The organism is Haloimpatiens massiliensis (assembly GCF_900184255.1).
In the GTDB taxonomy this organism is placed as follows: Bacteria; Bacillota; Clostridia; order Clostridiales; family Clostridiaceae; genus Haloimpatiens; species Haloimpatiens massiliensis.
In genome coordinates this window covers 77,316-102,984 of the sequence record NZ_LT854637.1, presented here as the reverse complement: position 1 = coordinate 102,984, position 25,669 = coordinate 77,316, and the positions used below count along the sequence as shown (strand labels likewise).

The window sequence follows — 25,669 nt, the reverse complement described above, 5'->3', positions numbered from 1 at the left end:
TTTTATATATTTTATAAAACCATACCACTTTTATGAAATTTTATTTTTTTATTTGTGTTACCACTGTATAAGACTATAACCCCAAGTAAGTCCTCCTCCAAAAGCCACAAGTATAATTTTGTCACCTTTTTTTAGAAGTCCCTCCTTATTCATTTCATCTAGGGCAATAGGAATACTGGCACCAGAAGTATTTCCATATTTATTTAAGTTGATATAAAACTTACTTTCATTTACTCCTAATTTTTTAGCTGCAAAATCTATTATTCTTAAATTTGCTTGATGAGGAACTATATATTTTATATCTTCAATACTGCACCCAGTATTTTTAATTGTTTCCTTTACACTATCCACTATAGTAGTAACTGCAAATTTAAATATATCTTTTCCATTCATTCCTATCTTTAAGCTGTCTTGCATCTCTTTTTCTAAAAATTCCTTTTCTATATATGGATTTTCCACAAAAGCTGTTTTACAAGTTAAAGAAGACCATTTATCACCTTGTGATCCTAACTTTATATCTAATATTCCTTTCTTATCACTACAAGAAAGAACTGCAGCTCCAGCACCATCCCCAAATAATACACAAGTACTTCTATCCTTCCAATCCAATATTTTAGATAATACTTCTGCTCCTATTATCAATGCTTTTTTATATCTTCCACTTTTCATAAAGTTACTAGCTATCTCCATAGCATAAATAAATCCTGAACAAGCTGCAGATATATCAAAACATACTGCATTATTAGCTCCTATTGTGCTTTGAACAACACAAGCAGTAGATGGTACAAAATAATCTGGAGAAGTAGTAGCCACTATCATCAAATCAATATCTTCAACACTTATATTTGCATCTTTAATAGCCTCAATAGCTGCTTTAGCTGCCAAATTTGAAGTATTTTCTTCCTTAGTTATTCTTCTTTCCTTTATTCCAGTTCTACTACATATCCATTCATCATTAGTATCCATTATTTTTGATAAATCATCATTGCTTACAATTAACTCAGGAAGATAACTTCCTGTACCTATAATCTCTATATCTTTCATTTTTATACCTCTTATCTAAAGATATTTTACTTTTATAGCTATCTAAAACACTTAGTCTACCACTAAAACTTAAATAACTACTTATGAAGATGATATTTTTCTTTAAAGAAATTATTTAATTTATCCAAAGATTTTATTAGTATACCCTCTTCTTCTTTTGTCAATCCCTCTATAGTAGCTTTAACCATATCAGAATGAAATTTTTCGTGGACTCTGTAGGCTAATTTACCTTTTCTTGTTAGTTCTATCTTTACCACTCTTCTGTCCATTTCATCTCTTTTTCTTTCTACATAACCTTTTTTAACTAGATTATTTATAGCTGTAGTAAGAGTTCCTACTGTTATATCCAATGTTTTAGCTACTTCTGTCATAGTTTTCCTTTCATACATTCCTATAGCTTCTATAGTGTGTATTTCTGTAATAGATAATTCACTAAATGCCCCTTCTTTTAATGCCTTTTGCTCTATTTCCAATATATCGTTAAAAGTTTCTACTAAAAGTTCATTTAAAATGTTGTATGCTTCTTTCATGTTTATCACCACCATTAATTTTGACCATCAAATATTTTGATAATCAAAGTATATATGAATTAGGTTTTTATGTCAATAAATTTTTTGATTATTCTTCTAATTTTACCCAAAACATTTGAAAATTAATTCTTTGTTCACAAATAAAAGGCCGTGTAACTCTAGAACCTACCTTCTAAAGCCACACAGCCTCCTCAAAACTTTTATTATTTGCTTTCCTACCTATCTCACTAAATCACTAGCAAACTGGCACACTAGCCCTCTAATTTACTTCCTAGCACTCAGCCACCTAGCCAACTGGCCCACTAGCACTCTAGCACACTAGCCCTCTAAATTGCTTCCTAGCCCTCTAGCCCTCTAGCACACTAGCCCACTAAATAAGTCCTCTCTCCACTATATCCGTCACCGCAAAAGTAGCTACATCATCCGCATATTTTCCTGGTCCAAAGCCAGCATCATATCCTAATTCTTTAGCTAATTCATGAGTTATTCTTGGCCCTCCACATATCAAAACTATCTTATCTCTTAAACCCTCTGCCTCTAAAAGTTCTACAAGATTTGTTAAGTTTTGAATGTGTATATTCTTCTGCGTTACTGTTTGAGATACCAAAAGTACATCTGCTTTTACTTCTATCGCTTTCTTTATGAAGTCTTCATTTTCCACTTGGCTTCCTAGATTATACGCTTCTATCATCTGATATCTTTCAAGTCCGTAATGTCCTGCATAACCTTTCATGTTCATTACTGCATCTATTCCAACGGTATGAGCGTCTGTGCCAGTACTAGCACCTAATATTACTATCTTCCTCTTTATATGCTCTCTTACATACTTATCTACTTCTTCCATGGACATTGTATCAACTTCCACTGATTGAACATGAATAGATTCATAATCTATAGCTTCAACACAGCTTCCATAAGCTACAAAAAAAGTGAAGTTTTTGTCTAGAGCCTTATGATGTACTATAGATGGCTCTAACAAACCCATTTTTTTAACCAATTGTTTTGCTGCTTCTACAGCTTTATCTCCATCAGGCACCGGTAAAGTAAAGCTTAATTGTACTTTACCATCGTTCATGGTATCTCCATAAGGCTTAACCTTAGTTAGATCCAATGTTTTATCGAAATCCTTTTTATCTGTTGAATATAATCCCGCACTCATTACTTTTCACCTCCAAGCATTAGGTCAATAAATGGATTAAAGTACTTGGAATCTTTCTCCATAACACCTTCACGACCTTTTCCCCCATCTACAGGTCTCTTTATGTTTGCAAATTTACCTTTTTCTATGGTTGTAAATAATCCCTCTTTTTCTATATCCCTCAAAAGATTATATGCATTATTTAAAACCTCATCTGCTCTTTTTTGAATTATTCCCCCGTCCTTAAAGGTGATTTCACTTCCAAAGTCCTTCATGTTACTGAATATATATCTTGCATTTTCAATAGATAGAGCTCTATCAGACATAAATGGAGTATGAATTGCCTCTGTTAACATTCCAAGTAAATGAATCTTTTGTCCTGTCATTATAGTTACCATATTAAATAATGCATCCTGTACCTGACCTTTAAATATATCCCCTGTCATAAATTTAGTTGGAGGCATGTACTTTAAAGGTGCCTTAGGGAATATTTCTCTTGCCATTTGCGCTTGAGCTAATTCATATAAAAATCCATTTTCTAATTCTGGATCCATTTCAAAGGCATGACCTAATCCTTGTTGTTCTTCTGGCAATCCAGCCATTAAAGCAAATTGCTCATTTATTAATTGAGAAGCTAACACTGTGTGAGCTTCCTCTACTGCATCTGAAGTAGTTAAGTAGTTATCTTCTCCTGTGTTTATAATTACCCCTGCATACCCATTTATAGCTCTTGAGAAAAATTGATCTACTAAAGTTCTCTTCATATTTATATCTCTAAACAAAATCCCGTATAAAGCATCATTAAGCATTACATCAAGTCTTTCAAGAGCTCCCATAGCTGCTATTTCTGGCATACAAAGTCCTGAACAGTAATTACAAAGCCTTATATATCTATGAAGTTCTTCTCCCACTTCATCCAAAGCTTTTCTCATAAGTCTAAAATTTTCTTGAGTAGCTACAGTTCCGCCAAATCCTTCAGTGGTTTCACCATATGGTACATAGTCAAGAAGACTTTGACCTGTAGTTCTTATAACAGCAATTACATCTGCACCTTGTCTTGCTGCAGCCACTGCTTGCGTTATATCTTCATGTATATTACCTGTAGCAACTATTAAATATAAATAAGGTCCTTGTTTATCACCGAATTCTTCAAGCTTTGCTTCCCTTTTATTTCTGTTTTCTTTTATTTTCTTTACGTACTTTTTTGCTTCGGAAATTACTGCCATTTTTATTTCAAATTCATCATTCATAGGAAGTTTAGTTAAATCTAATTCTCCTTTAGACACCTTCTCAGCTATCTCTTGAGGTGTCAATTTTGTTTCAACCATAGCATTTCCTATAAAGTTAGCTGCTCCTAGTGAAAGTCCATTTCCTTTTTTAATATTATCTACTACTACATTTGGAAGTGGAACATTTAATTCATCTACTCCATCTATTCCTAAAAGCCTGCATACAGTTCTCTCTACAGCTACTGTTGTATGCCTATCTATAAAATTTTGAGTATCCTTAGCTATGTTTCTAGCACATTCTCTAGCTTTATTTACAACTTCCCAGTCTAAATTTAATTTACTTTCCATAGTCATCCCCCTTTTTATAAAATTCTTTTATGATGTCCACTATACCCTCTTCAATTCCAAGAAGCGTAGCTATATTTAAAGCGTCCTTAGGCACTTTATTTTTCCTAGATACCTTCTCCAACCTGTAATCCATATGCTCTTGGATTATTTCTACTGATGCCCCTTTATTTAAATCTATTTTTCTTTTCAAAATTTCAAAATTCACATTTTTAAGTCCTATAACTTGGTAGTGAACCATCCCCTTTTCAACTACCCCATCATAGTGAGTCGATATTAATGTTACTGAGTTAAATTTGTTTAAATATCTGCATAGCGCTTTTACAAGATAACATCCTTCCTTAGGATTTGTGCCCCTTGCAAATTCATCTAAAACAATAAATCCTTGCCATCTCTTAGCACATTCCATAACAGAATTAAGTTTAATTATCTCAGCACCAAAAGTACTTAATCCTTTAGATATAGACTGCATATCATCTGATATAAATCCTATAAAGTCAATATTTGGAATAATAGCCTCTTCACAAAACACAAAAAAACCCATATTGGCTAAAAAAACATTCAAAACCGTTGTTTTCAATGTTACACTTTTCCCCCCCATATTTGCTCCTGTTATGATAGATACTCCTTCTTTTAAGTCCACACTTATAGGGGTAAACTCCTTATCTTTCTTTTCTAGTAATTCCTTTATTTGAGGGTTTACTGCATTTTTTAAGCATATTCTCATATCATCACATATACATGGTTTTATTCCTCCATATTTTATTGATAGTTTCCCCTTAGCCATCAATAAATCTAGTTCCCCAATAATACGGATATCCTTATCCAATCTTTCTGTATATGAAGACAATTTTTTTGTTAATTCTTTTCTTATTCTAAATTCTTCCTTATCCTCTAAAACTACGTAATTTAGACGTTCCTCTTTCAATGTTTTTATCTTTTCTTCGTCCATCTCTATTAATATCCGCTCTTCTAAAGTCCTTTTCTTTTCTCTTATTTTTTTTAGATTATAAGAATACCCATCATAAATATAAAAAGTAGGCATTTTTTTATTTTCCGGATCCAATAATTTAAAAGCCTCATCTAGCCCTTCTAAATAAAGCTCAGGTATATCTAAATGTAAATTATCCATAGCATCTATAATTTCATTAACTAAGCTACAGAAACCTTTCATTTCAAAAAGCTCCACATCATCTAATGGATTTAGCTCATTACATCTCTTTATAGAACTTCTTATGTCCTTTACTTTACAAAAGGCACATTCAATTTTTCCGTACTCCACCTCATATTCCTGTAAGCTATTAGCTATTTTCTGTAAATTATTCAGCTCATGTATAAGCTTTTCTTTATCTTTTCTAAGGAAAGGCCTTAAATTTTTCTTTTCATCTCTTCCGTAACAAGTCATTACATTTAGCTCATCCATTATAAATTCAAATCCAACTTGAGTCTTTTGATTTTCATCTAAAAATCTCATTTAATCGCCTCCCATTACATCTACTACTGGTATACTTACTTTCCTTCTTATTTTTTCTATAAATTCATCTCTAGGAAACTCATATCCATAAGGAGACGTAGGGTTTACAGTTACACATATTACATTTATAGTGTTTATACCTTTTATTTTTCCCCCTAGTTTTTTAAATTTATGTAGAGTATCTTTTTTTATAAATATTTTCGTACCATCTTCTACTAATATAGTTTTGTCTTTGATTTTATCTGGGTATTTACATATATCCTCCAAAAACTTATCCGAAAGAATTCCCTTTACTACAATATATTTTGAATTTCCCCCTAATTTGTCTATCAATAGCTTAGCTCCTTCTAAAGCCATTAAAACATCTATCTTTTCTATACTTCCATCCCCATTTATTATTCCCAACTTATAATTTTCATATATTAAACTTGCCTTTTTCTTTATTTCTTCATCTTTTATACCTTCTATTGATAAATTTTTCAGTGTACTTACTGTACTGTCTACCACTTTGTTCATGTCTTTATCTAATGCTGCTCCCGTAGATAATATAGCAGCTTCCGTAATTATAGGACATGCACTACTTTTTCTGCTTATAGCACCATCTACTAAAACAATTTCACAACCAAATTCTAAAAGTTTATTGCATACATATGATATATATGCATTTATTGAAGGCCCTCCTAATTCTATATATCCGTCACTTAATGCTTTAACTATTATAACCTCTCCCATGGGCGTATTTATGCCCGTAGTATAAATTATTTCCCTTGTTATATCTCCATTTAATAGGCACTGTTTCGCTGTAGCTATTAACGTGCCCTTTTCTACATATATTTTAGGTTTCTCAGTGCTTGTAACCCTATCTACTTCTTCTCCATCTCTGCCTATGGAAGTAAGTCCAAGGGAGAGCTTCCCCCTTGAACTATCAATCAAATGATTTAATACAGTAGTTTTACCTACATTCTTATCCATACCTATTATAGATAAGCTATTGTATTTGTCTACAATATCTAGTAGGCTAATCTTCATTATGCCTACCTCTTAAATTTCTCTCAAGTCCTACAGGTTCCAATGACATTTTTTCATCTTTTATAAGTGAAACAACTCCTATTAGTTTATCTTTTCTCTTTTTCTCGCATACTTGACAATGACATTCTGAATGATAATTTTTCGGTTCCTTGTAAGTGGTTATAACACCTTCAAAATTTCTAAGGATAACTCTATTTTCTCCTTGAGATACTACATAGTTTGGCATTACAGGTATCTTACCACCACCACCAGGAGCATCTACTACAAAAGTAGGAACGCAGAAGCCTGATGTATGTCCTCTTAAACCTTCCATTATCTCTATGCCCTTAGCCACTGAAGTCCTAAAATGTTCAAGACCCATGGATAAGTCACATTGATAAATATAGTAAGGTCTTACTCTTATTTTTACCAGTTCATGAACTAGCTCTCTCATTACATGCACGCAATCGTTTACGCCTTTTAATAGAACTGATTGATTTCCAAGAGGCACCCCTGCATCTGCAAGTTTTGCACAAGCTCTTTTTGAATCCTCTGTTATTTCATTTGGATGGTTAAAATGAGTATTTAACCAAACCGGATGATATTTTTTAAGCATATTTACAAGATCGTCTGTAATCCTCATAGGAAGAACTACAGGTGCTCTTGAACCTATTCTTACTATTTCCACGTGAGGTATTGCTCTTAATTTCTTTATTATGTATTCCAAAACATCATCAGAAACTAAAAGAGCATCTCCACCGGATAATAAAACATCTCTTACAGAAGGTGTATTGGCTATATATTCTATAGCTTTATCTATTTGCTCCATTGGAAGAGATTTATCATTATGCCCTGCAAATCTTCTTCTTGTACAATGTCTACAATACATAGAACATTGGTCAGTTATTAAAAAAAGTACTCTGTCTGGATATCTATGTGTTATACCAGGCACTGGTGAATCTGTGTCTTCATGTAACGGGTCAAGTAAATCAGCCTCTGATTTATGCACTTCTAAAGCTGTTGGAATTGCTTCTTTTCTTATAGGGTCAAAAGGATCATTAATGTCAATTAAGGATAGGTAATATGGAGTTATTGCCATTCTTAAAGTGTTTGTACAAGTTCTTACTCCTTCCTCTTCTTCTGCAGTAAGAGGTATATATTTCTTAAGTTCCTCAACGTCTTCTATTCTATTCTTAACTTGCCACTTCCAGTCATACCATTCCTGGTCACTTACATTCGGAAATAATTCCTGCCTTCGATTTACCTTCAAGATAATTCCCCCCAATTATTACTTTATTACTTTTTTGCAACATTCCCCGTTTTTATGATTAGTTATAAAATATCCCTCTTGCCTAGGAAACTAGCTAATATTTTAGATATATCTTTCTTCAAATATTTTTCTTAAAGTTTCACTTTCTCTTAATTCTTGTAATGTTATCTCTGCATGATCTTTAGTATATCCATTTCCTACTATCATGGTAACGTCTTTTCCTACACCTTCTGCTCCAAGTGCCGCTTTTGTAAAACTTGTAGCCATTGAGAAGAAGTAAACTACCCCATTATCTCTAACTGGTAATATACAAGACATTTCAGTATTTGGTATATTTACACAACTTATAGATATGTCTACTTCTTTTCCTTTATTGACTTCCAATGTTTTATTTAAAACAGCCATTGGTTCTTGTGCACTAGTCACTATAGCTTTATGGCAAAATCCCCATTTTATTAGATTATCAGCTTGTTGTTGTTTTCTTACTAATGCTATTACATTACCAGTTGGTCCAACTCTCTTTTTAGCTTCATAGCAGCAAAGCATACCGGATTTCCCCGCAGCTCCCAATACTAAAACACTGTCTCCTGGTTTAACTAATTTGGCAGTTTGAGCTGGTGCTCCTGCTACATCTAAAGCTGCAAGCGCAAGGTTTTCTGACATGTCACTTGGAAGTTTTGCATATATTCCACTTTCAAATAATATTGCCTGTCCCTTTATGTCCACCCTATCTATTTCTGGTTTAACATCTAATATTTCTTGTATTTTCAATGGAGTAAGTGATAATGAAACTAAAGAAGCTATTTTATCCCCAACTTTTAAATCTCTATCTTTTAAATCTTCTCCTATTTTAGCAACTGTTCCTATAAACATTCCGCCTGAACCAGTTACAGGGTTTTGTTGTTTTCCTCTTTCACCTACTATTTCCATTATTTTCGCTTTAATTTTTTCTATGTTTCCACCGGCTTCTTCTTCAATTTGCGTAAAACTTGCTGAGTCTATGTTTAATGATTGAACATCTACTAATATTTCATTGCTGTATATTTCCATATTGTTGTCAATTTTATAAGCCGCTTGAGTTAACACTCCTTGTGGCTCAAGTACTCTGTGAGAACCGTATTTGCATCCTTTTTTCATAATGAATCCCCCTTTATTTTTTTAATCCTAATATTTCTCTTGCTTCATCTGGTGTAGCTATTTCTCTTCCAAACTCTTTTGCAAGTCTGACAGCTTTTTCTACAAGCTCTGCATTAGATTTAGCAAGTACTCCCTTTGATAAATAAATATTATCTTCATATCCAACTCTTACGTGGCCACCCATTAGTATAGCCATCACTGCCATTGGGAATTGATTTCTCCCTATACCAGATACTGTGAATGTGGAACCTTCTGGTATACTGCCTGCCATAAATACGAGATCTCTAGGCTCTGCACTTATGCCTCCATTAACACCCATAACAAAATTAAAATGCATTGGAGTCTTTATATATCCCTTTTTACAAAGTCTTTTAGCCATATCTATCATACCTTTGTCGAAAACTTCTACCTCTGGTTTTATTCCTAGAGCTATCATTTTTTCGCCAAATTCTTTTATTGTATTTTCAGTATTTACAAATATATCATCTCCCCCAAAATTACATGTACCGCAATCTAATGTAGCCATTTCGGGATTTAACTCTGTAGGTTGAAGTCTTTCAGCATTTGTCATGCCTACAGCTCCTCCAGTAGATGGTTGTATAATTACATCTGGACATCTTTTCTTAATTTCATCTATGCATGCCTTAAATCTTTCTTTTGATTGTGTTGGTGTGCCATCATCTTCTCTGACATGTAAATGGATTATACTTGCTCCTGCTTTATAAGCCTTTTCTGCTTCATCTCCTATTTCCTGCACAGTGTAAGGTACTGCAGGATTGTGTTCCTTAGTAACTTCTGCTCCACATATAGCTGCCGTTATTATAAGTTTTTCCAATGTATACACCCCCAAATTAGTGAGCTAGTGGTCTAGTGAACCAGTGGTCTAGTAAAACTTAACCTTATAGCTAATTACTACACTGGTATACTAGCTTACTAGCATATTATTATATTATTTTTTTACTTTCTCTGTTTTTCTTTTGGAACTACGCAAGTTCCACTGGCTTTACATACAACTATCGGTTTCTCTAAAACCTCTGCTGCTGAATCATTTAAGTCTGTTCTTGGTATTATAACCTTTCTTGCTTCAAAAACCATTTTCCTTGATGTGTTTCCTTCGCTTACTATTTCTCCCTCTGCCTCTATATAATCTCCTGCATAAACTGGTGCTAGAAACTCTACACTGTCGTAAGCTCTAAATAACCCTTCATCTCCATCATGTCTTATTAATAGTTCTGTAGCCACATCTCCGAAAAGCTGTAGCATTCTTGCCCCATCTACTAGATTTCCACCATAATGAGCGTCATGACTGCTCATTCTCATTCTTATTAAAGCTTTCATTTACATACCCCCAAGAAATATTTTATTAGCACTATAAAATATAAAGAGCTATTTATGCAATGAAAAGATTATATGCTCCCCTTTTCATTACATAAATAGCTCTTCACAACAAGAGTCATGACAATTAAGAAATATTTCCACTTCTTAACCAAAGGCATACTTAAGAACAAATAAACCCTTTCGGCAGGTAAACCCTTCATTTTTAACTTTGGAGGTTCTTCTCCTTAACATTTAAAAATTACCGTAAACCCGCTCCTCTATTTATGTACATTTTTTTAAGTTTGTTTTTTAATTCACAATATTATTATAATATTACTACTTATGGTAGTCAATATATTTTTCAGAAAATTAAAATGTTTATCATTATTTAGAATACATTGATTATTAAATAAAATAAGGATATAAGCCTATGTATTATGCTTATATCCCATACTTATATATACACTGTAATTAGTGATTTTAATTCTTTATATTTTTAATTTATTTTTTTCTCATTCTTTTTTCATTAGCGCTTTCTTTTTTACCTAATTTTTTTGATTCACCATTTGCACCTATTTCCTTTGACATTTCAACTTCCATGTCTCTCATTTCTGACTTTGTTTTTGGATTTACCTTCTTGTTATCCTTATTATTTTTATTGTTTTTATGTGCCATGAATTTTGTTACAGATGATGCCAAGCAGAGTACCTGTAACATTCCTCCCTTCATTTATGATTTTTATTTTGTAGCCACTTTCTCTTATAAATATATATTCCTTGGCATTTCAACGTGACTATAAACCATTAATTTTAATTTACCCTAAAAATAAAAAAGTATACATAAAAAATAGTTGCCCTGCTTTTACATATGCTTTAGGCAACTACTATCAACATTTTAAATTATATATAATTTTCTAAATTTCTCTACCTTTTCCTATAAAACATAAAGATAGCATGTCCGGCCCTGTATGAGAGGCTATAACTGGACCTACAAAATTTATCATAGTTTCTTTAACACCAAACTCTTCTTTAACTGACTTCTCTAAATATAGTGCATCCTCTAAGCAATCTCCATGACTTATCATAATTCGCTGATCTCCAGATTCTACAATCCTTTCTTTAAACTTCTCTAAAAGGTACTTTATAGCCTTCTTTCTTCCCCGTACATTTGTAACATTTACAAGCTTTCCTTCATTGTTTATAAATATAATTGGATTTATTTTCATTAATGTACCTATGGTAGCAGCAGTAGCAGATATCCTTCCCCCATACCTTAAATGCTTCAAAGTTCCTACCATAAACCAATGATTTATATTTAATTTATTACCTTCAATCCACTTTATTATTTCTTCCTTTGAGCACCCTTTTTTCATCATTTCTACTGCATTATATACCAATATGCCTTGGCCTATACACGCACTTTTACTATCTATTATAGTAATATCTGCATCCTTGTATTCTTCCAGTACACTTTCTCTAGCCATACTAGCACTGTTTACAGTACCACTTATACCAGAAGACATGCCTATATATATAATGGACTTATTTCCCTTAACAAGCTTAGTAAAAACTTCAGTAAACTGGTATATATTCACTTGAGAAGTAGTTGGCATTTCTCCATTTCTTAATCCATCATAAAATTGTCTATAAGTAAAGGTTTTTCCAAAATCATCTTTATAGTCACATTTATTGAAATGACAAGTTAGACTTACAAAGGGAACTTTATTTTCTTCAATATATGATAAAGGTAAATCACAACTTGAATCAGTCATTATTATAACGCTCATACGACCTTCTCCTTTTATGTAGATTTATTATTATATAATTACATTATATAGGAATTCTATATAATTTCAAAATATCCTTTAGGTACATGAAAATAAATAACAAGTCAAAGATGCTGGTATATTTTGTGCCAGACAAGGAAGCAGGTTCCGTCGCTAGTAGAACTATCGGTGGGTTCTGCTGACGCAGTATGACGCAAAATAGACTAGCATACTGACTTGTTATTTATTTGAATGTGCCTTACTTAAATTTAAATAAAACCACTATCTAAACATAGATAGTGGTTTTATTTAAGCTATTTCAAATACTCTATTGGATTTACAGGAGTGCCATTTTTTCTAACCTCAAAATGTAAATGAGGTCCAGTACTTCTTCCCGTACTCCCTACTCGTGCAATTAAATTATTTTCTTTTACTATATCGCCTTTTTTAACTAACAATTCACTACAATGGGCGTATCTCGTTTCTAGCCCCTCCCCGTGCTCGATTATAACAATCTTACCGTATCCATCCTGCCATCCTGCAAAAGTAATATTGCCTTCATATGCAGCATATATAGGACTTCCTGAACTTGAAGCAATATCTATTCCATTGTGCATTCTTCCCCATCTTCTACCAAAGCCAGAACTTACACTTCCTCTAGAGGGTTTTGAAAAACAAGCTATACCTAATACTGCAGGATTTTTACTACCTATCAATATTACTTTATCCTTACTACTTTTTAAAATTTTTTCCTCTACTGTTTTCTTACTAACTATTTTTTCATTTTTTACAGTTATTTTAGAGAATACATTTTTTAATCCTTTTTCACCTTGTTGTTGAATTTTTCTTTCCCCTTTCAGCATTTCACTAGAGGATTTCATTACAGTACTGGGCTCAATATCCTTTTTATCTTCTATTACTGATGTAAACTGAACATTTATAGTCTTATGATTATTTAAAATCTCTCCAGCAATTTTTTCTCTGGAAGATTTTCCATCAATACAAACTCTCCTTAAAGGCACTCTACATTTTTTCAGTTGCAAATTATCTATTTTAAAATCATTTATATCCTTTAATTTCAATATTTCCTTGTATTTATTTTTAACCTTATCTATGGCTATATTATATTCCGTAGAATTATCTAATGCCCCTAAATAATTTTCTTTACAAAATACACCATAAGTTTCTACAGTAATATTACTGTATTTAAAGTAATTCTTTATTATACTTTCCTCAGAAGATAACCTCTTTCTTTTCTTATTACTTTTAAAAATCACTTGATCCTTTCCTTCAATATTTGCAAATCTTCTATTTATACATTCATTTATCTCCTTTTCTACTTTAGCATAGGCTTCTTTATCTTGAACTGTACCTATGCTATTACCATTTAATAATACGTCATAAGACTTGTCACTAAATATGTTATAATATAATAAACATAAAGAAACAGTGACCAAGCATATGATAAAATAGTTTTTGCTTTTTTTACTCAAAACTTTTACCGTCTTTTCCGGTACAATATCTTTTAGGTGATATTATACAGACTTAACGGTCTTCAGCTCCTTTCACAATAATTTTGACCTCATAGGTCTAATAATTTATTTAGTAACTTTCTTAATATACCCTAAAAATGAAATTTTTATTTAATAATACAAATTTATTATTTGATATTTTAAAGATTTTGAGTTAAAATTCATTAGCAAAGATTATAATATTTTATCTAATAAAATTAATGCACACTATGTTATATAATTTAGGAAGGGTTGATTTTCCATGGGTACTTTCGTATTTAAAAATAAAATACATGAATATACGCCTGTAAGTAACATTTTTATAGAAAAATATATGCCTAAAGCTAGAGGTGAATTTGTTAAAGTTTACCTTTTAGGATTAAAATACTGCATTTCTGGTGAATTAGGAGTAAATTCTTCCATGATGGCCTCTACTCTGAATCTTTTAGAAAGTGATGTAATGAATGCACTAAATTATTGGAATGAAGAAGGCGTAATAAAACTAATTCCTATAGATAATATGGGTAACTTTAATATAGACTTTTTAGATTTAAAGGATAGTGGTGATGAAGAAGATATAGAGAAAATTAACTTATTAGAGGAACTAAATAAAAACTCTATAAAAGATATGCTTCAAGATATAGAAAAGCTTGTAGGAAGACCTCTATCCCCTAAGGAAATGACTATGTATTTAAGCTGGCAAAAAGACTTTAGCTTTACTCCTGAAATAATACTTCTTTTAATTCAGTATTGCATTTCTAAAGGTAAAACCGACTATAGATATATAGAAAAAATAGCTTTAGCTTGGAATGATGAAAATATAAAAAATGTAGAAGATGCTCAAAGCTACATAAAGAAACATGAAGATAAATGGATTAGAATAAGAAAAATATTAAATTATTTAGGAATAAAATCTACTGATATAATGAAACCTCAAGAACAAATGATGGATAAGTGGATAAATATTTATAAATTTCCTGTAGAAATTATATATAAAGCTTGTGACATTTGTTTTGAAAGAATAAACAAAGCTGACTTTAAATATATTGACGGAATACTAAACAGCTGGTTTAAGGAAAACTTAAAGACTTTAGAGGATATAGAAAAAAAAGATAAGAAAAAAACTAGCTCCTATTCACCCGCAAAAAAAGTATCATATAACAATGGTAAAAATAGTACCTTTAATGACTACTCTCAACGTAAGTACGATTACGATGATCTAGAAAAAAAATTATTAGGATGGGATAATGAATGATTAACACATACCAATCTCAAATACTAAAAATGTATGAAAACATAAGAGAAAAGGAAGAGAAAGCCTTAAAAGATAGAAAGGAAGAAGTATATAATAAAATACCTGGAATAAATGCTATAGAAAAAGAAATAGCTAAACTTTCTATACATTTATCCATAAATATATTAAATAATATTGAAAATAGGGATGAATACTTAAAGAATTTAAAAGAAAAGATAACAGATTTAAGAGTTCAGAAAACAGAACTTCTAGTTTCATCAGGATATCCACTAGACTACTTAGATATGCATTATAGATGTAATAAATGTAGCGATACTGGTTTTATAGGAAATATGAAATGTTCTTGTTATAAGAGATATCTAATTAAACTCCATTATAAAAATTCTGATCTAGAGACCTCCTTTAAAGAAAATAATTTTGATAATTTTAACATAAACCTATATGGTACTAGAAGAACTGACTCAGAAATAAAAAGTCCTAGAAAAAATATGGAAGAGATATTATATAGAGTAAAGTCTTATTTGAAAAATTTTTCTAAGGAAGATACAAATTTATTATTTTACGGTAGCTCTGGTACAGGTAAAACCTTTTTATCTCACTGTATAGCCAAATGGCTTATAGACAGAGGCTACTTTGTAGTATATAGAACTGCAAAAGAATTAATAGAGAATTTGCGTGATGCCCGCTTTAATGAAAATAAAACACTGGAGGATTTAATATTAAACTGTGACGTACTTATAATAGATGATTTAGGTACAGAACAAATAACAGACTTTTCTAAATCTGAATTATTTAATTTAATAAATTGGAAACTCCTAAAGGACAAAAGGATGCTTATTTCCACAAACTTATCTCTTGAAGAACTCTCCAAACACTATTCAGAAAGAATTACTTCAAGACTATTTGGTAACTTTGAACTATATAAATTTTATGGTGACGATATTAGAGTAAAAAAGAATTTAAATAAAATACGTTAATGAAATGTAAAATCCCAGCTTATAACAAACTGGGATTTTTGTATTAATATTGTTCTCAATTTACTTTTTATAAAATATATTTAATTTATTATATAAGGAGAAAAAATTAATACAGAAATAAATGTATCCATTACTAGAAATGGAAGATACTTCGCCACCGGAAGATCCTCTGTAAATTCCCTATAAAATAAGTATGAGTATACATAACAAAATAAACTTATACATACTAGGATAAACACTCCTACCATAGGAGAAACTAATTCTTTAGGCAAGAACATAAAGCTATTTTTATATACAGAAACATACATAGATAGAACTTTTATAAATGTTGTAACTACAAGAACTCCAATATATATGCCTTTTCTTTGCTTATCTGAAAATCTACTTAATAATAATGTGAATATACCCATTAAGGTTAGCCCTGGAAAAATCCATGCAGCTCCTATTAACAGTATAGATATTATACTATATGTAACTCCAGTAACCGTTTCTTGTAATGACATACTTTTTTCAAATTTTTTAAGTTTATTATTTTCCTTTTTATATTGTTCATTTGTTGAAGTCATATATAAGTTGTATGGACACTCAAAACCCTCATCTGATTTAGCTTGGAAATCACAGTATATTCCTATTTCTCCACAAATGTTTGCAAAAGTGGACAATTGTTTTGATTTTGAAAGAATTCCTTCCTGCTCATACTTACCATTACTTAATCTATATTCCATTACATCATCTTGCTCTTTATTTATGCCAAAAATTCTCCTCCCCTCTACTAGAATTTTCGCCTTGCCATTTATACAATTTGCACTGTTTATTTTTTTTAAGCCGATTCCAGGAAATTTAAGCTCTTTAAATTTATACTTAAATTCATCTTTGTTCTTTGGAATATTATCAATAGGAATCTGATATACTATATCGCCTCCGGTTTTAGGTACAAAGAAATACATAATTCCACCCTCTACAGCAAATTTAGTTTCAGGTGTAACTTGACCAAATCTAACTATCATATTGAATAAATCTCTTGAATGAGAAAATTCCCCATTCTCATAAAATGTACACATTTGAGTAACTTCCTGTACCTCCTGCCCTGTATAACATATTACATATTTACCATTATAATCTATTCCACTTATTCCTCCTGCACTTGGAACTTTTATAGATTTCTTATTTCCGGTTTTTATATCTATAAATTCCACTGAATCCTCATAAGTTCTTAAAATCATATTATCATTTATTTGTTTTAATTCTCTTAACTCTCCTATATTTTCTCTTTTTATTATATTAAACTTTTTGTCTAACTTAATCCGCTCTGAGGAATTACTATTTGAATGCTTTCCTACGTACTCAATGTAAAAATTATTCTCTTTATCTTTTACTAGTATTATTCCGTTTATACTATTTGCTTTTATACCTAAACTTTTTTCCTTTTTTTTATGTCCTAAATAATCTATTACTAAGATTTTTAATTTATTTTTGTCATTATAGGCAATAATATAATTTTTGTCTTCTTTGATAATTGCAGGAGTAGCACTTATGTAAGCTTGATCTAGAAACTTCCCCTTCCCCCACTTATTAGAAGGAGGCTGATTATTAATGTTCAAATTAACACTGTATTGATATGCTATTATACCGATTATTAATATTATACTTATTATTATAAAGCTCTTCGTTTTGACTCTATTTTTTTCCATACTCATACCCCCAAGTAATATATTATTGTAAAATATTATGTATTACTTACAAGATTCTATATTTATACTAATTTATCCTTTAAAAGATAGTATAAATCTTTATATGCAAACTCCCATCTTATACATAATAATACTATTAAATACTTAATATTATCTATAACATTAAATATTTAATATTACAAAAAAATAAAAAGTCTTAAGTAAAAATTACTTAAGACTTTGGAGCTGGCAATAGGAATCGAACCTACAACCTGCTGATTACAAGTCAGCTGCTCTGCCAATTGAGCCATGCCAGCTTATATGGCGACCCAGAAGGGACTCGAACCCTCGACCTCCGGCGTGACAGGCCGGCACTCTAACCAACTGAGCCACTGGGCCATATATATTTTTATAAATAAGTGGTGGGCACAACAGGGCTCGAACCTGTGACCCTCTGCTTGTAAGGCAGATGCTCTCCCAGCTGAGCTATGCGCCCACATATGGTGACTCCTAGGGGAATCGAACCCCTGTTACCACCGTGAAAGGGTGGTGTCTTAACCGCTTGACCAAGGAGCCAAATTATTTTTATTGGAGCTGGCAATAGGAATTGAACCTACAACCTGCTGATTACAAGTCAGCTGCTCTGCCAATTGAGCCATGCCAGCTTATAATGGCGACCCAGAAGGGACTCGAACCCTCGACCTCCGGCGTGACAGGCCGGCACTCTAACCAACTGAGCCACTGGGCCATATTATGTGGTGGGCACAACAGGGCTCGAACCTGTGACCCTCTGCTTGTAAGGCAGATGCTCTCCCAGCTGAGCTATGCGCCCACATAATGGTGACTCCTAGGGGAATCGAACCCCTGTTACCACCGTGAAAGGGTGGTGTCTTAACCGCTTGACCAAGGAGCCAAATTATTTATCAACGCTTTTTTCATTCTAGTCTGCCGCGCTGACAAATAATATAATACAAGATTATTCTCCATATGTCAACATATTTTTTTAAAACTTTTTAGCTTTTTTTAAAATTCCTTTTAATTTCTTCTCTAATTAATAGGATAGCCATGTTAGATACTCTTTTCTACCCATCCTATACTCTCCATTATAATAAGAGCAGTATCCTCTATAGCTCTTTGAGTTACATCTATAACCCTACATCCAAGTCTCTTAAATACTTTATCTAAAAAATCAAATTCTTCTAATATCCTTTCTTCATTGGCATAATTTATGTTAAAATGATCTCCTCCAAATTTTAAAAGTCTATGCTTGCGAATTTCAATAAGATGTAAAGGATTTATTGTAAGACCTATTATTTTTTTTCTATCTACTTGTAATAATTCATCTGGTACTGGAACTTCTGGCATTAACGGTACATTGAGAGCTTTTATACCTTTATTGGCCAAGTACATACATAAAGCTGTTTTCGAACTCCTAGAAAGACCTACTATAACTACATCTGCATTCTTTATTCCACTTACATCCTTACTATCATCATACTGCACGGCAAATTGCATAGCTTCAATTTTTTCATAATATTCATTATCTATATTCCACACAGCACCTGGCTCATATATAGGTTGCTCTCCTGTAATTTTAGCTGCTATATTCATACAGGGACTTAACACGTTATATACAAATATACCCTTTTCCATACATCTTTGTACTAAAAAATCTCTTATCTCCGGCAAAATTATATTTGAAATTACCATACATTTATCTGGCACATCTATAGTATTCATAAATTCATAAACATCTTCTAATGTCTTTATGTATGGAACTCTTTTTACATGCATTTTTACTTTAAATTGACTTGCTGTACCCTTAGCTACAAGTTCTGCTGTTTCCCCTATAGAGTCAGAGACGGCATATATTTTAAACATAATAGCACCCCCTGTTTTTTAATAATTTACACTGTCAATAATTCATACAAATTAAACACCAGTAATCACCAGCGCTTAACCTAAAAAGACTTTGCAGCTATGTATTTTTTTAAATACGTAAATCTAAATACTTACATATTAGATAACTGTACTAGCGCACAATCCTCTATAGCAATTATATTGTTTTCTTTGCAATAATTAATAATTTCTTCACTTTCTGCCCCAGGCTGAATTAGTACCTTATTAATAATTAAAGTCTTTGCTTCCTTAAGTATTTCTATACCTAAAGCAGGATTTATACATAAATCTATAACTTCTATTTGAAAAGGCACATCCTTTAAACTTTTATAAACGCCTTCCCCCTCCTTCTTAGGATGAATTCCCACTGCATTAAAACCTTTATTCCTTAACTTGTCTAAAATTTTATATGCATATTTACTCTGGTTTATAACGTCTCCTACTACTACCCAATTTTTATAATTTAATAATTCACTAGCTACCATAAACTCACTTGATTATTGATATTTTATAGTCCAAATATTTATCAAAAATCAAGTTTTTCACCTTCCTTTTTTATTATATTTACGTTTATTATATCCTAATTTTTATAATTGTATCAATGATGCACTTCTCATTTACTAATTCATCCATACAAAATCAACCAATGAATTAAAATGATCAATACTCAATGCTTAACTATTCCTTTCATTGAAAAAATATTATAAAATAATTATAATTAAACTAAATAGGATAAAATATTATTTGTATACTCTAATGCTTGTTGGTACCCTTCAAGCTTTTTTCTATAAATAGCCAAAAGGAGATATCTTTAGTTGTTTAAAATATAAATAAAAGTAATTAACTATAGTAAAATGTACTTATGAAAAGGAAGTGAGTACATTTGAAAAATAATAATTATAAACCAAATGAAGTTGTAGAGTTAATTAATGTATCAGTTAGAACATTACAAAGATAGGATAACGAAGGAATATTAAAAGCATTTAGAACACCAACAAATAGAAGATAGTATACTTACGAACAATATAAAGAAAATATAAGAAAAAGAAAAATCAAGATGTTAAAGCTTACTTTCCAAAGAACAATAAAACAGATTGGACTATTGAAAGACATAGGGTTAAAGTACCAACTTTAGGTTGGATTAGATTAAAAGAATTTGGATACATTCCAGTTAACTCTATAGTTAAAAGTGGTACAGTAAGTCAAAAAGCAGATAGATATTTTGTTTCAATTTTAGTTAAAGAAGCTATTAAAGTAAATAATAAACCTTACTCAGAAGGAATAGGCGTAGACCTTGGACTAAAGAATTTTGCAATTTGTAATAATGGCTTAACTAAAAAGAATATTAACAAAACTGAAACAGTTAAAAAAGAAGAAAAGAAACTAAAACGTGAGCAAAGAAAACTTTCAAGGAAATATGAAAGTTTAAAATTAAGAAATAAAAAAGAGAAAGGAGAAGCTACTCGTCAAAATATCCAAAAACAAATAGTAAAGGTACAAAAACTTCATCAAAGACTTACAAATATAAGAACTGATTACATAAATAAAACAGTAAATGAGTTAATAAAACAAAAACCAAGTTTTATAACTATTGAAGATTTAAATGTAAGTGGAATGATGAAGAATAGGCATTTAGCAAAGGCAATTGCTGGGCAAAAATTTTATGAATTTAGAATTAAACTTATTTCAAAAGCTAAACAAAATGGCATTGAGATAAGAATAGTTGATAGATTTTATCCAAGTAGTAAAATGTGTAGCTGTTGTGGAGCATATAAGAAAGATTTAAAACTATCTGATAGAGTTTATAAATGCAGTTGTGGGCTTTCTATTGATAGAGATTTAAATGCTTCAATAAATTTAGCCAATGCTAAAGAATATAAGATAGCTTAATTAAACAAGCACTTATATGTGTACCCAAGGCTATTTGGGGAATTAACGACTGTGGAGTGCTATACAAACTGTAGTAGCTTAGGCAAGGCAGAGTACGTTGAAGCAGTAACAATCTCAATATGGATACATTTGACCATGTTTTGAGTAGCAGCGATTGACTTTGAAATACGATATTATAATCATAGGTGCTGGTGCCTCTGGTATCACTGCTACCATCACAGCTAAAGATATGGGCTGTAATGTGGCACTTTTAGAAGGCAGTGATAGAATAGGTAAAAAAATACTCACCACAGGAAACGGCAGATGCAATATAACTAATGAGAATATAATTTCTTTAAGATATCATAGTAATAACCCTAAATTCTTTATGGATACTTTAAATAAGTTTACCTATGAGGATACTGTTAACTTTTTTTCCTCTCTAGGACTTCCTTTAGTAACCCTTGATGATGGCAAAATGTACCCTATGAGCCTACAGGCTTCTTCAGTTTTAGATGTGCTTAGACTTTCCATAAGTGAAAAAGGTATACCCTTGTATTTAAATACAAAAGTTAAGGAGGTAAGGTGTACTACAAATGGCTTTAAAATATACTCAAATAATGCCGAAATATTTCAATGCAAAAAATTAGTAATAGCTACTGGAGGGAAGTCTGCTGCTACCACTGGTTCAGATGGCTCTGGATTTAACATAACCAAATCACTAGGCCACCATATAATAAATCCTGTACCAGCTTTAGTACAACTTAAGCTTCAATATAATCATTTAAAGGCTCTCTCTGGAGTGAAATTTGATGGTTTTGCAGAAATTTTTGTAAATAGCAAGTCTATGAGAAAAGACTTTGGAGAAATACTTTTTACAGACTATGGTATATCAGGCCCTCCTATTTTACAACTAAGCAGGGTTGCTTCTTATAATTTAAGTGAAAAAAATGAAGTTACATTAAAAATAGATCTTATGCCCAAATTCTCCAAAGAATCATTAATAGAGTTCTTGGAAAATCATTGGGGCACCTTCAGCTATAGAGCTGTACAGGAATCTTTTATAGGAATAATAAACAAAAAGATAATACCTATACTTTTAAAAGAAGCTGGAGTTATAAATATACATAAACCTTGCTGGGATTTAGATTGGAAAGAAAAAAGTAATATATTTTCTCTACTTAAGGAATGGACCTTCACCGTATCAGGTACAAATGGCTTCAAGAATGCTCAGGTAACCGCCGGAGGAGTTGACACTACTGAGGTTAACCATATCACTTTAGAGTCTAAAATTGTACCTAATCTTTATTTCTGTGGAGAGGTTTTAGATGTGGATGGTGACTGTGGGGGATTTAATCTGCAATGGGCATGGAGTTCTGGAGTTGTAGCCGCTAAAAGCGCCGCAAAATGAGAAAATTATGATGTAAGTGCCATAAGAAAAATCTGTCTTTAAGTCCACAATAAATATATTTTATTAGACTGTTCGCAATACGCTAAGAAATTCTAATGTTTTCAAATTTCAATATCCTAAAGCTTTCAAACTCGCTTCTAACGGCGCTCAAACATGAAAGCTTCTTAACGGGTATTGAAATTTGAAAACAAAGAATTTCTAAGGCTAGCTCAATAGTCTAAAAAAATATATTTATTGTTACCTTAAAGACAGATTTTTCGGTTCATGCATAAGCTATCAAATGAGGAAGACAGCTAACTAAAGGATGATTTTCCTCCGCTATGCTACAGAAAATCTTTAATTGAATAAAAAATGTATAAATACAATAATTTGATAATAAAAACTATAATTACACTATTAATCGAATAATTATAGCTTTTTCTTTTAAGCCTTTACAATCTTTTATTGGCGTTAGCCAGTCTAAATATTAAAGCTAAGATTTATACAAGCCAATGCATTATGGCAAAATATATTAAATTTTATCCAATATTTTATTTTAATAATTATGTATTTACTAGTACCTAATTAAAGTGATTAATTGTATCTCCCAATTAGTGAAAATATTATTAATAACCGGGATTTAAGTTCTAAACGAAAGGCTACGCCTAAAAAGATTATGGGAGCCTTTTTATTTGTTTTATAAATTAAAGATTTTCCGTAACGTAGTGGAGGAAAATCATCCTTTAGTAGGCTTCTCCTCTCCAGCCATAAACATATTAAACTAAAAATCTGATTTTAATGTAGTAATAAATGTGGAATTGGAGACTATTGAACTAGCCTTAGAACTTCTTATGTCTCACAGTTAAAGAACCGTTAAGAAGCTTTCATGTTTGAACGAGGAACGAGTGAGTTTGAAAGCTTTAGGGGCTTTAACTGTGAGACATTTAGAAGTTCTTGGCGTATTGTGAACGGTCCCAAATTACACATTTATTACGGAATTAAAATCAGATTTTTCTTCAATGTATTATGTCGCAATTTATGCTTTCTATTTCCACATAGTTTGAAGAATTGCCAGCTCATTGTCACTTTTATCTTGTATCTTATGTAAACATACTATTCCATCTTCCTCTTCTAGAATTTGCGTACGAGCTTTTACAATATTTCCATAGGAAGTTTCCTTTTGGTAAGTTACTTTTACATTTTTAAGCTCATATTTTGTAACTACATCTCTAGGAACTGTTTCTATAGCCCAAGCTACATATTTTACGTTATTAACATGCCTATTAGTATCTATATCACCATATCTCACACTAAATTTATTTTCTACATCAATTTTATTCATTTTCTTTATTTTATCTATTTTAAGAGTCCTTTTTTCTTCTTTGTTGGTTTTAAATATATCATACATATAATCTGGTACACTTATAGCTTTTCTCTTCTCTGTATCTATTAAGAACCATATAGAATTTGCTTCCACTATCACTTCTCCGCTGCTATCTGTTATAGTAAATTTTCTGTAGGCGTAGAATTTTTTTATACCATAGGCCCAAGTTTTTACCTTTACTCTCTCATTATATGTTGGATATCTATTTATATCTATATCCCACTTATAAAGTACCCAAGCTATATGATGCTGATTTAAAAACTCCATGCCTATTTTTAGATCTTCAGTTTGTACCATAGCTATATCACCAAAATAATTCATAAGAGATGATATGAGTGCTCTTCCTTTATAATCTACTTCATAATAATGAACATTATACTCCTTTTCTGTTACTATTCCAGACATTTTAACACCCCCAGTAGTAAAATTTTATATATTTAATATGATACCAAATTTATGGGGATTTTAATACGTTTAATGAAAGTTTTTACTAAAAATTAAAAAAAAGTATTATAAAATACTTTTTTTTAATTAAACATTTTATTTACAGTTAAAACTATATTCCATTTATCATAGAAAAGTGGTAAAATACAATATGTTCAGCAGGTATTCTTTTGAAACTTAACTGAATAAAATTTAATAAGGATCACAGCAAATTCGTCTTGTATCCTTAAAGGAATAAGAACGGAGGTAGTATTATGAATTTAGAATCACGTAATAATGCAAATCTTTCTAACAGAAAGGCAAAAACTAGACAATTGACAGTTGTAGGTATGCTATCTGCTATATCCATCATTTTGGGCATAACAGGTTATGGTTTTATACCTCTTCCTGGGGTCAAAGCAACCATTATGCATGTTCCTGTTATCATAGGAGCTTTAATCGAAGGCCCTGTGGTAGGTATATGTATAGGACTTATATTTGGAATCTTTAGTGTGTTTCAAAACATGATGGTGCCATCACTTTTATCTTTTGCATTTATGAATCCATTAGTATCAGTGCTCCCTAGGGTTATAATACCAATAGTTGCCTACTATACTTACAAGGCAATCCCTATTAAAAATAAAAATAATCCTATAAAAATTGGCATAGGAGCAGCATTGGGTTCTTTAACTAACACCGTTGGTGTCTTGGGAATGATGTACTTATTATATGCTGCAGAGTTTGCAAAAGCTAGAAGTATTGATGCTTCTTTAGCAGGCAAGGCCATATTTGGTATTGGAGTTGCTAACGGAATTCCTGAGGCTATAGTAGCTGTAGCCATAACAATTCCTATAGTACTTGCAGTTAGAAAAATTGTAAAACATAAATAAACAGAACTCTTAGCTTCAGATGGAGTTTTTACTCCATCTGAAGGTTAGAGATCGTTATCCAGGGACGTAGCTGCCGTTATCTCCCACTTTGTTAGAAGTGGGAGTGTTACGGCAGGTAGTCATCGGATAAAAAAATAATAGCTA

At 31.5% G+C, this 25,669-nt stretch carries 21 protein-coding genes, 8 tRNA genes, 1 pseudogene and 1 riboswitch; of the genes and pseudogenes, 5 read left to right on the top strand and 25 right to left on the bottom strand.

Going from position 1 to position 25,669, the window contains the following annotated elements:
• Positions 1–57 precede the first annotated feature (57 nt).
• The 13 genes from C1715_RS03695 to C1715_RS03635 all read right to left on the bottom strand — a co-directional run bounded on the left by C1715_RS03695 (position 58) and on the right by C1715_RS03635 (position 13,750).
• A complete protein-coding gene (locus C1715_RS03695; RefSeq protein ID WP_102399306.1) occupies positions 58–1,044 on the bottom strand; it encodes a beta-ketoacyl-ACP synthase III in 987 nt (328 codons plus the stop codon).
• 77 nt (positions 1,045–1,121) lie between these two features.
• Positions 1,122–1,574 (bottom strand): MarR family winged helix-turn-helix transcriptional regulator, encoded by a 453-nt coding sequence (locus C1715_RS03690; RefSeq protein WP_102399305.1) that lies wholly within the window; start codon positions 1,572–1,574, stop codon positions 1,122–1,124.
• 370 nt (positions 1,575–1,944) lie between these two features.
• Positions 1,945–2,733: a lysine 5,6-aminomutase subunit beta gene (kamE, locus tag C1715_RS03685; protein WP_102399304.1), complete on the bottom strand. Its 789-nt coding sequence runs from the start codon at positions 2,731–2,733 to the stop codon at positions 1,945–1,947.
• Entirely contained in the window at positions 2,733–4,289 is a 1,557-nt protein-coding gene (gene kamD, locus C1715_RS03680) for a lysine 5,6-aminomutase subunit alpha (protein ID WP_102399303.1), read from the bottom strand. Before kamD ends, kamE begins: the two co-directional genes overlap by 1 nt.
• On the bottom strand, positions 4,279–5,760 hold the full coding sequence (gene kamC / locus C1715_RS03675) for a lysine 5,6-aminomutase reactivase ATPase KamC (RefSeq protein WP_102399302.1): 1,482 nt from the start codon (positions 5,758–5,760) through the stop codon (positions 4,279–4,281). The genes kamD and kamC overlap by 11 nt, the downstream gene beginning before the upstream one ends.
• Positions 5,761–6,789: a lysine 5,6-aminomutase reactivase subunit KamB gene (kamB, locus tag C1715_RS03670; RefSeq protein ID WP_102399301.1), complete on the bottom strand. Its 1,029-nt coding sequence runs from the start codon at positions 6,787–6,789 to the stop codon at positions 5,761–5,763.
• Complete coding sequence (gene kamA / locus C1715_RS03665; protein ID WP_102399300.1) at positions 6,779–8,038, bottom strand: lysine 2,3-aminomutase; 1,260 nt, start codon at positions 8,036–8,038, stop codon at positions 6,779–6,781. Before kamA ends, kamB begins: the two co-directional genes overlap by 11 nt.
• Positions 8,039–8,140: 102 nt before the next feature.
• Complete coding sequence (gene kdd, locus C1715_RS03660; protein WP_102399299.1) at positions 8,141–9,175, bottom strand: L-erythro-3,5-diaminohexanoate dehydrogenase; 1,035 nt, start codon at positions 9,173–9,175, stop codon at positions 8,141–8,143.
• A 13-nt stretch (positions 9,176–9,188) separates the two neighbouring features.
• A complete protein-coding gene (gene kce, locus C1715_RS03655; protein ID WP_102399298.1) occupies positions 9,189–10,010 on the bottom strand; it encodes a 3-keto-5-aminohexanoate cleavage enzyme in 822 nt (273 codons plus the stop codon).
• Between the two features lie 122 nt (positions 10,011–10,132).
• Complete coding sequence (gene kal, locus C1715_RS03650) at positions 10,133–10,513, bottom strand: 3-aminobutyryl-CoA ammonia lyase (protein ID WP_102399297.1); 381 nt, start codon at positions 10,511–10,513, stop codon at positions 10,133–10,135.
• 88 nt (positions 10,514–10,601) lie between these two features.
• Positions 10,602–10,781: riboswitch (Lysine riboswitch) on the bottom strand.
• A gap of 212 nt (positions 10,782–10,993) precedes the next feature.
• The gene (locus tag C1715_RS03645; RefSeq protein WP_423240820.1) at positions 10,994–11,221 is read right to left on the bottom strand and encodes a small, acid-soluble spore protein, alpha/beta type; all 228 of its coding nucleotides are present in this window, start codon (positions 11,219–11,221) and stop codon (positions 10,994–10,996) included.
• A 184-nt stretch (positions 11,222–11,405) separates the two neighbouring features.
• On the bottom strand, positions 11,406–12,278 hold the full coding sequence (locus C1715_RS03640) for a DegV family protein (RefSeq protein WP_102399296.1): 873 nt from the start codon (positions 12,276–12,278) through the stop codon (positions 11,406–11,408).
• 293 nt (positions 12,279–12,571) lie between these two features.
• Positions 12,572–13,750 (bottom strand): peptidoglycan DD-metalloendopeptidase family protein, encoded by a 1,179-nt coding sequence (locus C1715_RS03635; protein WP_102399295.1) that lies wholly within the window; start codon positions 13,748–13,750, stop codon positions 12,572–12,574.
• Between the two features lie 280 nt (positions 13,751–14,030).
• On the opposite strand from C1715_RS03635, the gene C1715_RS03630 reads away from it, so the two are divergent.
• Together C1715_RS03630 and C1715_RS03625 are read left to right on the top strand one after the other, a co-directional pair.
• Positions 14,031–15,023, top strand: coding sequence for a DnaD domain protein (locus C1715_RS03630; RefSeq protein ID WP_102399294.1), 993 nt, complete (start codon positions 14,031–14,033; stop codon positions 15,021–15,023).
• Positions 15,020–16,000 carry an ATP-binding protein gene (locus C1715_RS03625; RefSeq protein ID WP_102399293.1) on the top strand — a complete coding sequence of 327 codons (981 nt, stop codon included), beginning with the start codon at positions 15,020–15,022 and terminating at the stop codon, positions 15,998–16,000. Before C1715_RS03630 ends, C1715_RS03625 begins: the two co-directional genes overlap by 4 nt.
• An 80-nt stretch (positions 16,001–16,080) precedes the next feature.
• Here C1715_RS03625 and C1715_RS03620 read toward each other — a convergent pair whose 3' ends face one another.
• The 11 genes from C1715_RS03620 to C1715_RS03570 form a co-directional block, all read right to left on the bottom strand.
• Positions 16,081–17,691 carry a hypothetical protein gene (locus C1715_RS03620; RefSeq protein WP_102399292.1) on the bottom strand — a complete coding sequence of 537 codons (1,611 nt, stop codon included), beginning with the start codon at positions 17,689–17,691 and terminating at the stop codon, positions 16,081–16,083.
• 220 nt (positions 17,692–17,911) lie between these two features.
• Positions 17,912–17,987: transfer RNA gene (locus C1715_RS03615), tRNA-Thr, on the bottom strand.
• A 5-nt stretch (positions 17,988–17,992) separates the two neighbouring features.
• A tRNA-Asp gene (locus C1715_RS03610) sits at positions 17,993–18,069 on the bottom strand.
• A 21-nt stretch (positions 18,070–18,090) separates the two neighbouring features.
• Positions 18,091–18,166: transfer RNA gene (locus C1715_RS03605), tRNA-Val, on the bottom strand.
• A 5-nt stretch (positions 18,167–18,171) separates the two neighbouring features.
• Positions 18,172–18,246, bottom strand: a tRNA-Glu gene (locus tag C1715_RS03600).
• 13 nt (positions 18,247–18,259) lie between these two features.
• Positions 18,260–18,335: transfer RNA gene (locus tag C1715_RS03595), tRNA-Thr, on the bottom strand.
• A 6-nt stretch (positions 18,336–18,341) separates the two neighbouring features.
• Positions 18,342–18,418, bottom strand: a tRNA-Asp gene (locus C1715_RS03590).
• Between the two features lie 8 nt (positions 18,419–18,426).
• Positions 18,427–18,502: transfer RNA gene (locus tag C1715_RS03585), tRNA-Val, on the bottom strand.
• A gap of 6 nt (positions 18,503–18,508) precedes the next feature.
• Positions 18,509–18,583, bottom strand: a tRNA-Glu gene (locus tag C1715_RS03580).
• Between the two features lie 155 nt (positions 18,584–18,738).
• On the bottom strand, positions 18,739–19,551 hold the full coding sequence (locus C1715_RS03575; RefSeq protein WP_102399291.1) for a pyruvate, water dikinase regulatory protein: 813 nt from the start codon (positions 19,549–19,551) through the stop codon (positions 18,739–18,741).
• Positions 19,552–19,682: 131 nt separating this feature from the next.
• Positions 19,683–20,054, bottom strand: a complete 372-nt coding sequence (locus C1715_RS03570; protein WP_102399290.1) for a CoA-binding protein — start codon at positions 20,052–20,054, stop codon at positions 19,683–19,685.
• 547 nt (positions 20,055–20,601) lie between these two features.
• Here C1715_RS03570 and C1715_RS03565 point away from each other — a divergent pair.
• Together C1715_RS03565 and C1715_RS03560 are read left to right on the top strand one after the other, a co-directional pair.
• A pseudogene (locus tag C1715_RS03565) lies at positions 20,602–21,459 on the top strand (RNA-guided endonuclease InsQ/TnpB family protein); the annotation flags it as partial.
• Positions 21,460–21,619: 160 nt separating this feature from the next.
• On the top strand, positions 21,620–22,849 hold the full coding sequence (locus C1715_RS03560; RefSeq protein WP_102399289.1) for a BaiN/RdsA family NAD(P)/FAD-dependent oxidoreductase: 1,230 nt from the start codon (positions 21,620–21,622) through the stop codon (positions 22,847–22,849).
• Positions 22,850–23,873: 1,024 nt separating this feature from the next.
• On the opposite strand, the gene C1715_RS03555 is transcribed toward C1715_RS03560, so the two are convergent.
• Positions 23,874–24,617, bottom strand: a complete 744-nt coding sequence (locus C1715_RS03555; protein ID WP_102399288.1) for an acyl-[acyl-carrier-protein] thioesterase — start codon at positions 24,615–24,617, stop codon at positions 23,874–23,876.
• 293 nt (positions 24,618–24,910) lie between these two features.
• Here C1715_RS03555 and C1715_RS03550 point away from each other — a divergent pair, with 293 nt between their 5' ends.
• Complete coding sequence (locus tag C1715_RS03550) at positions 24,911–25,525, top strand: ECF transporter S component (RefSeq protein WP_035293043.1); 615 nt, start codon at positions 24,911–24,913, stop codon at positions 25,523–25,525.
• The last annotated feature ends 144 nt before the right edge of the window (positions 25,526–25,669 follow it).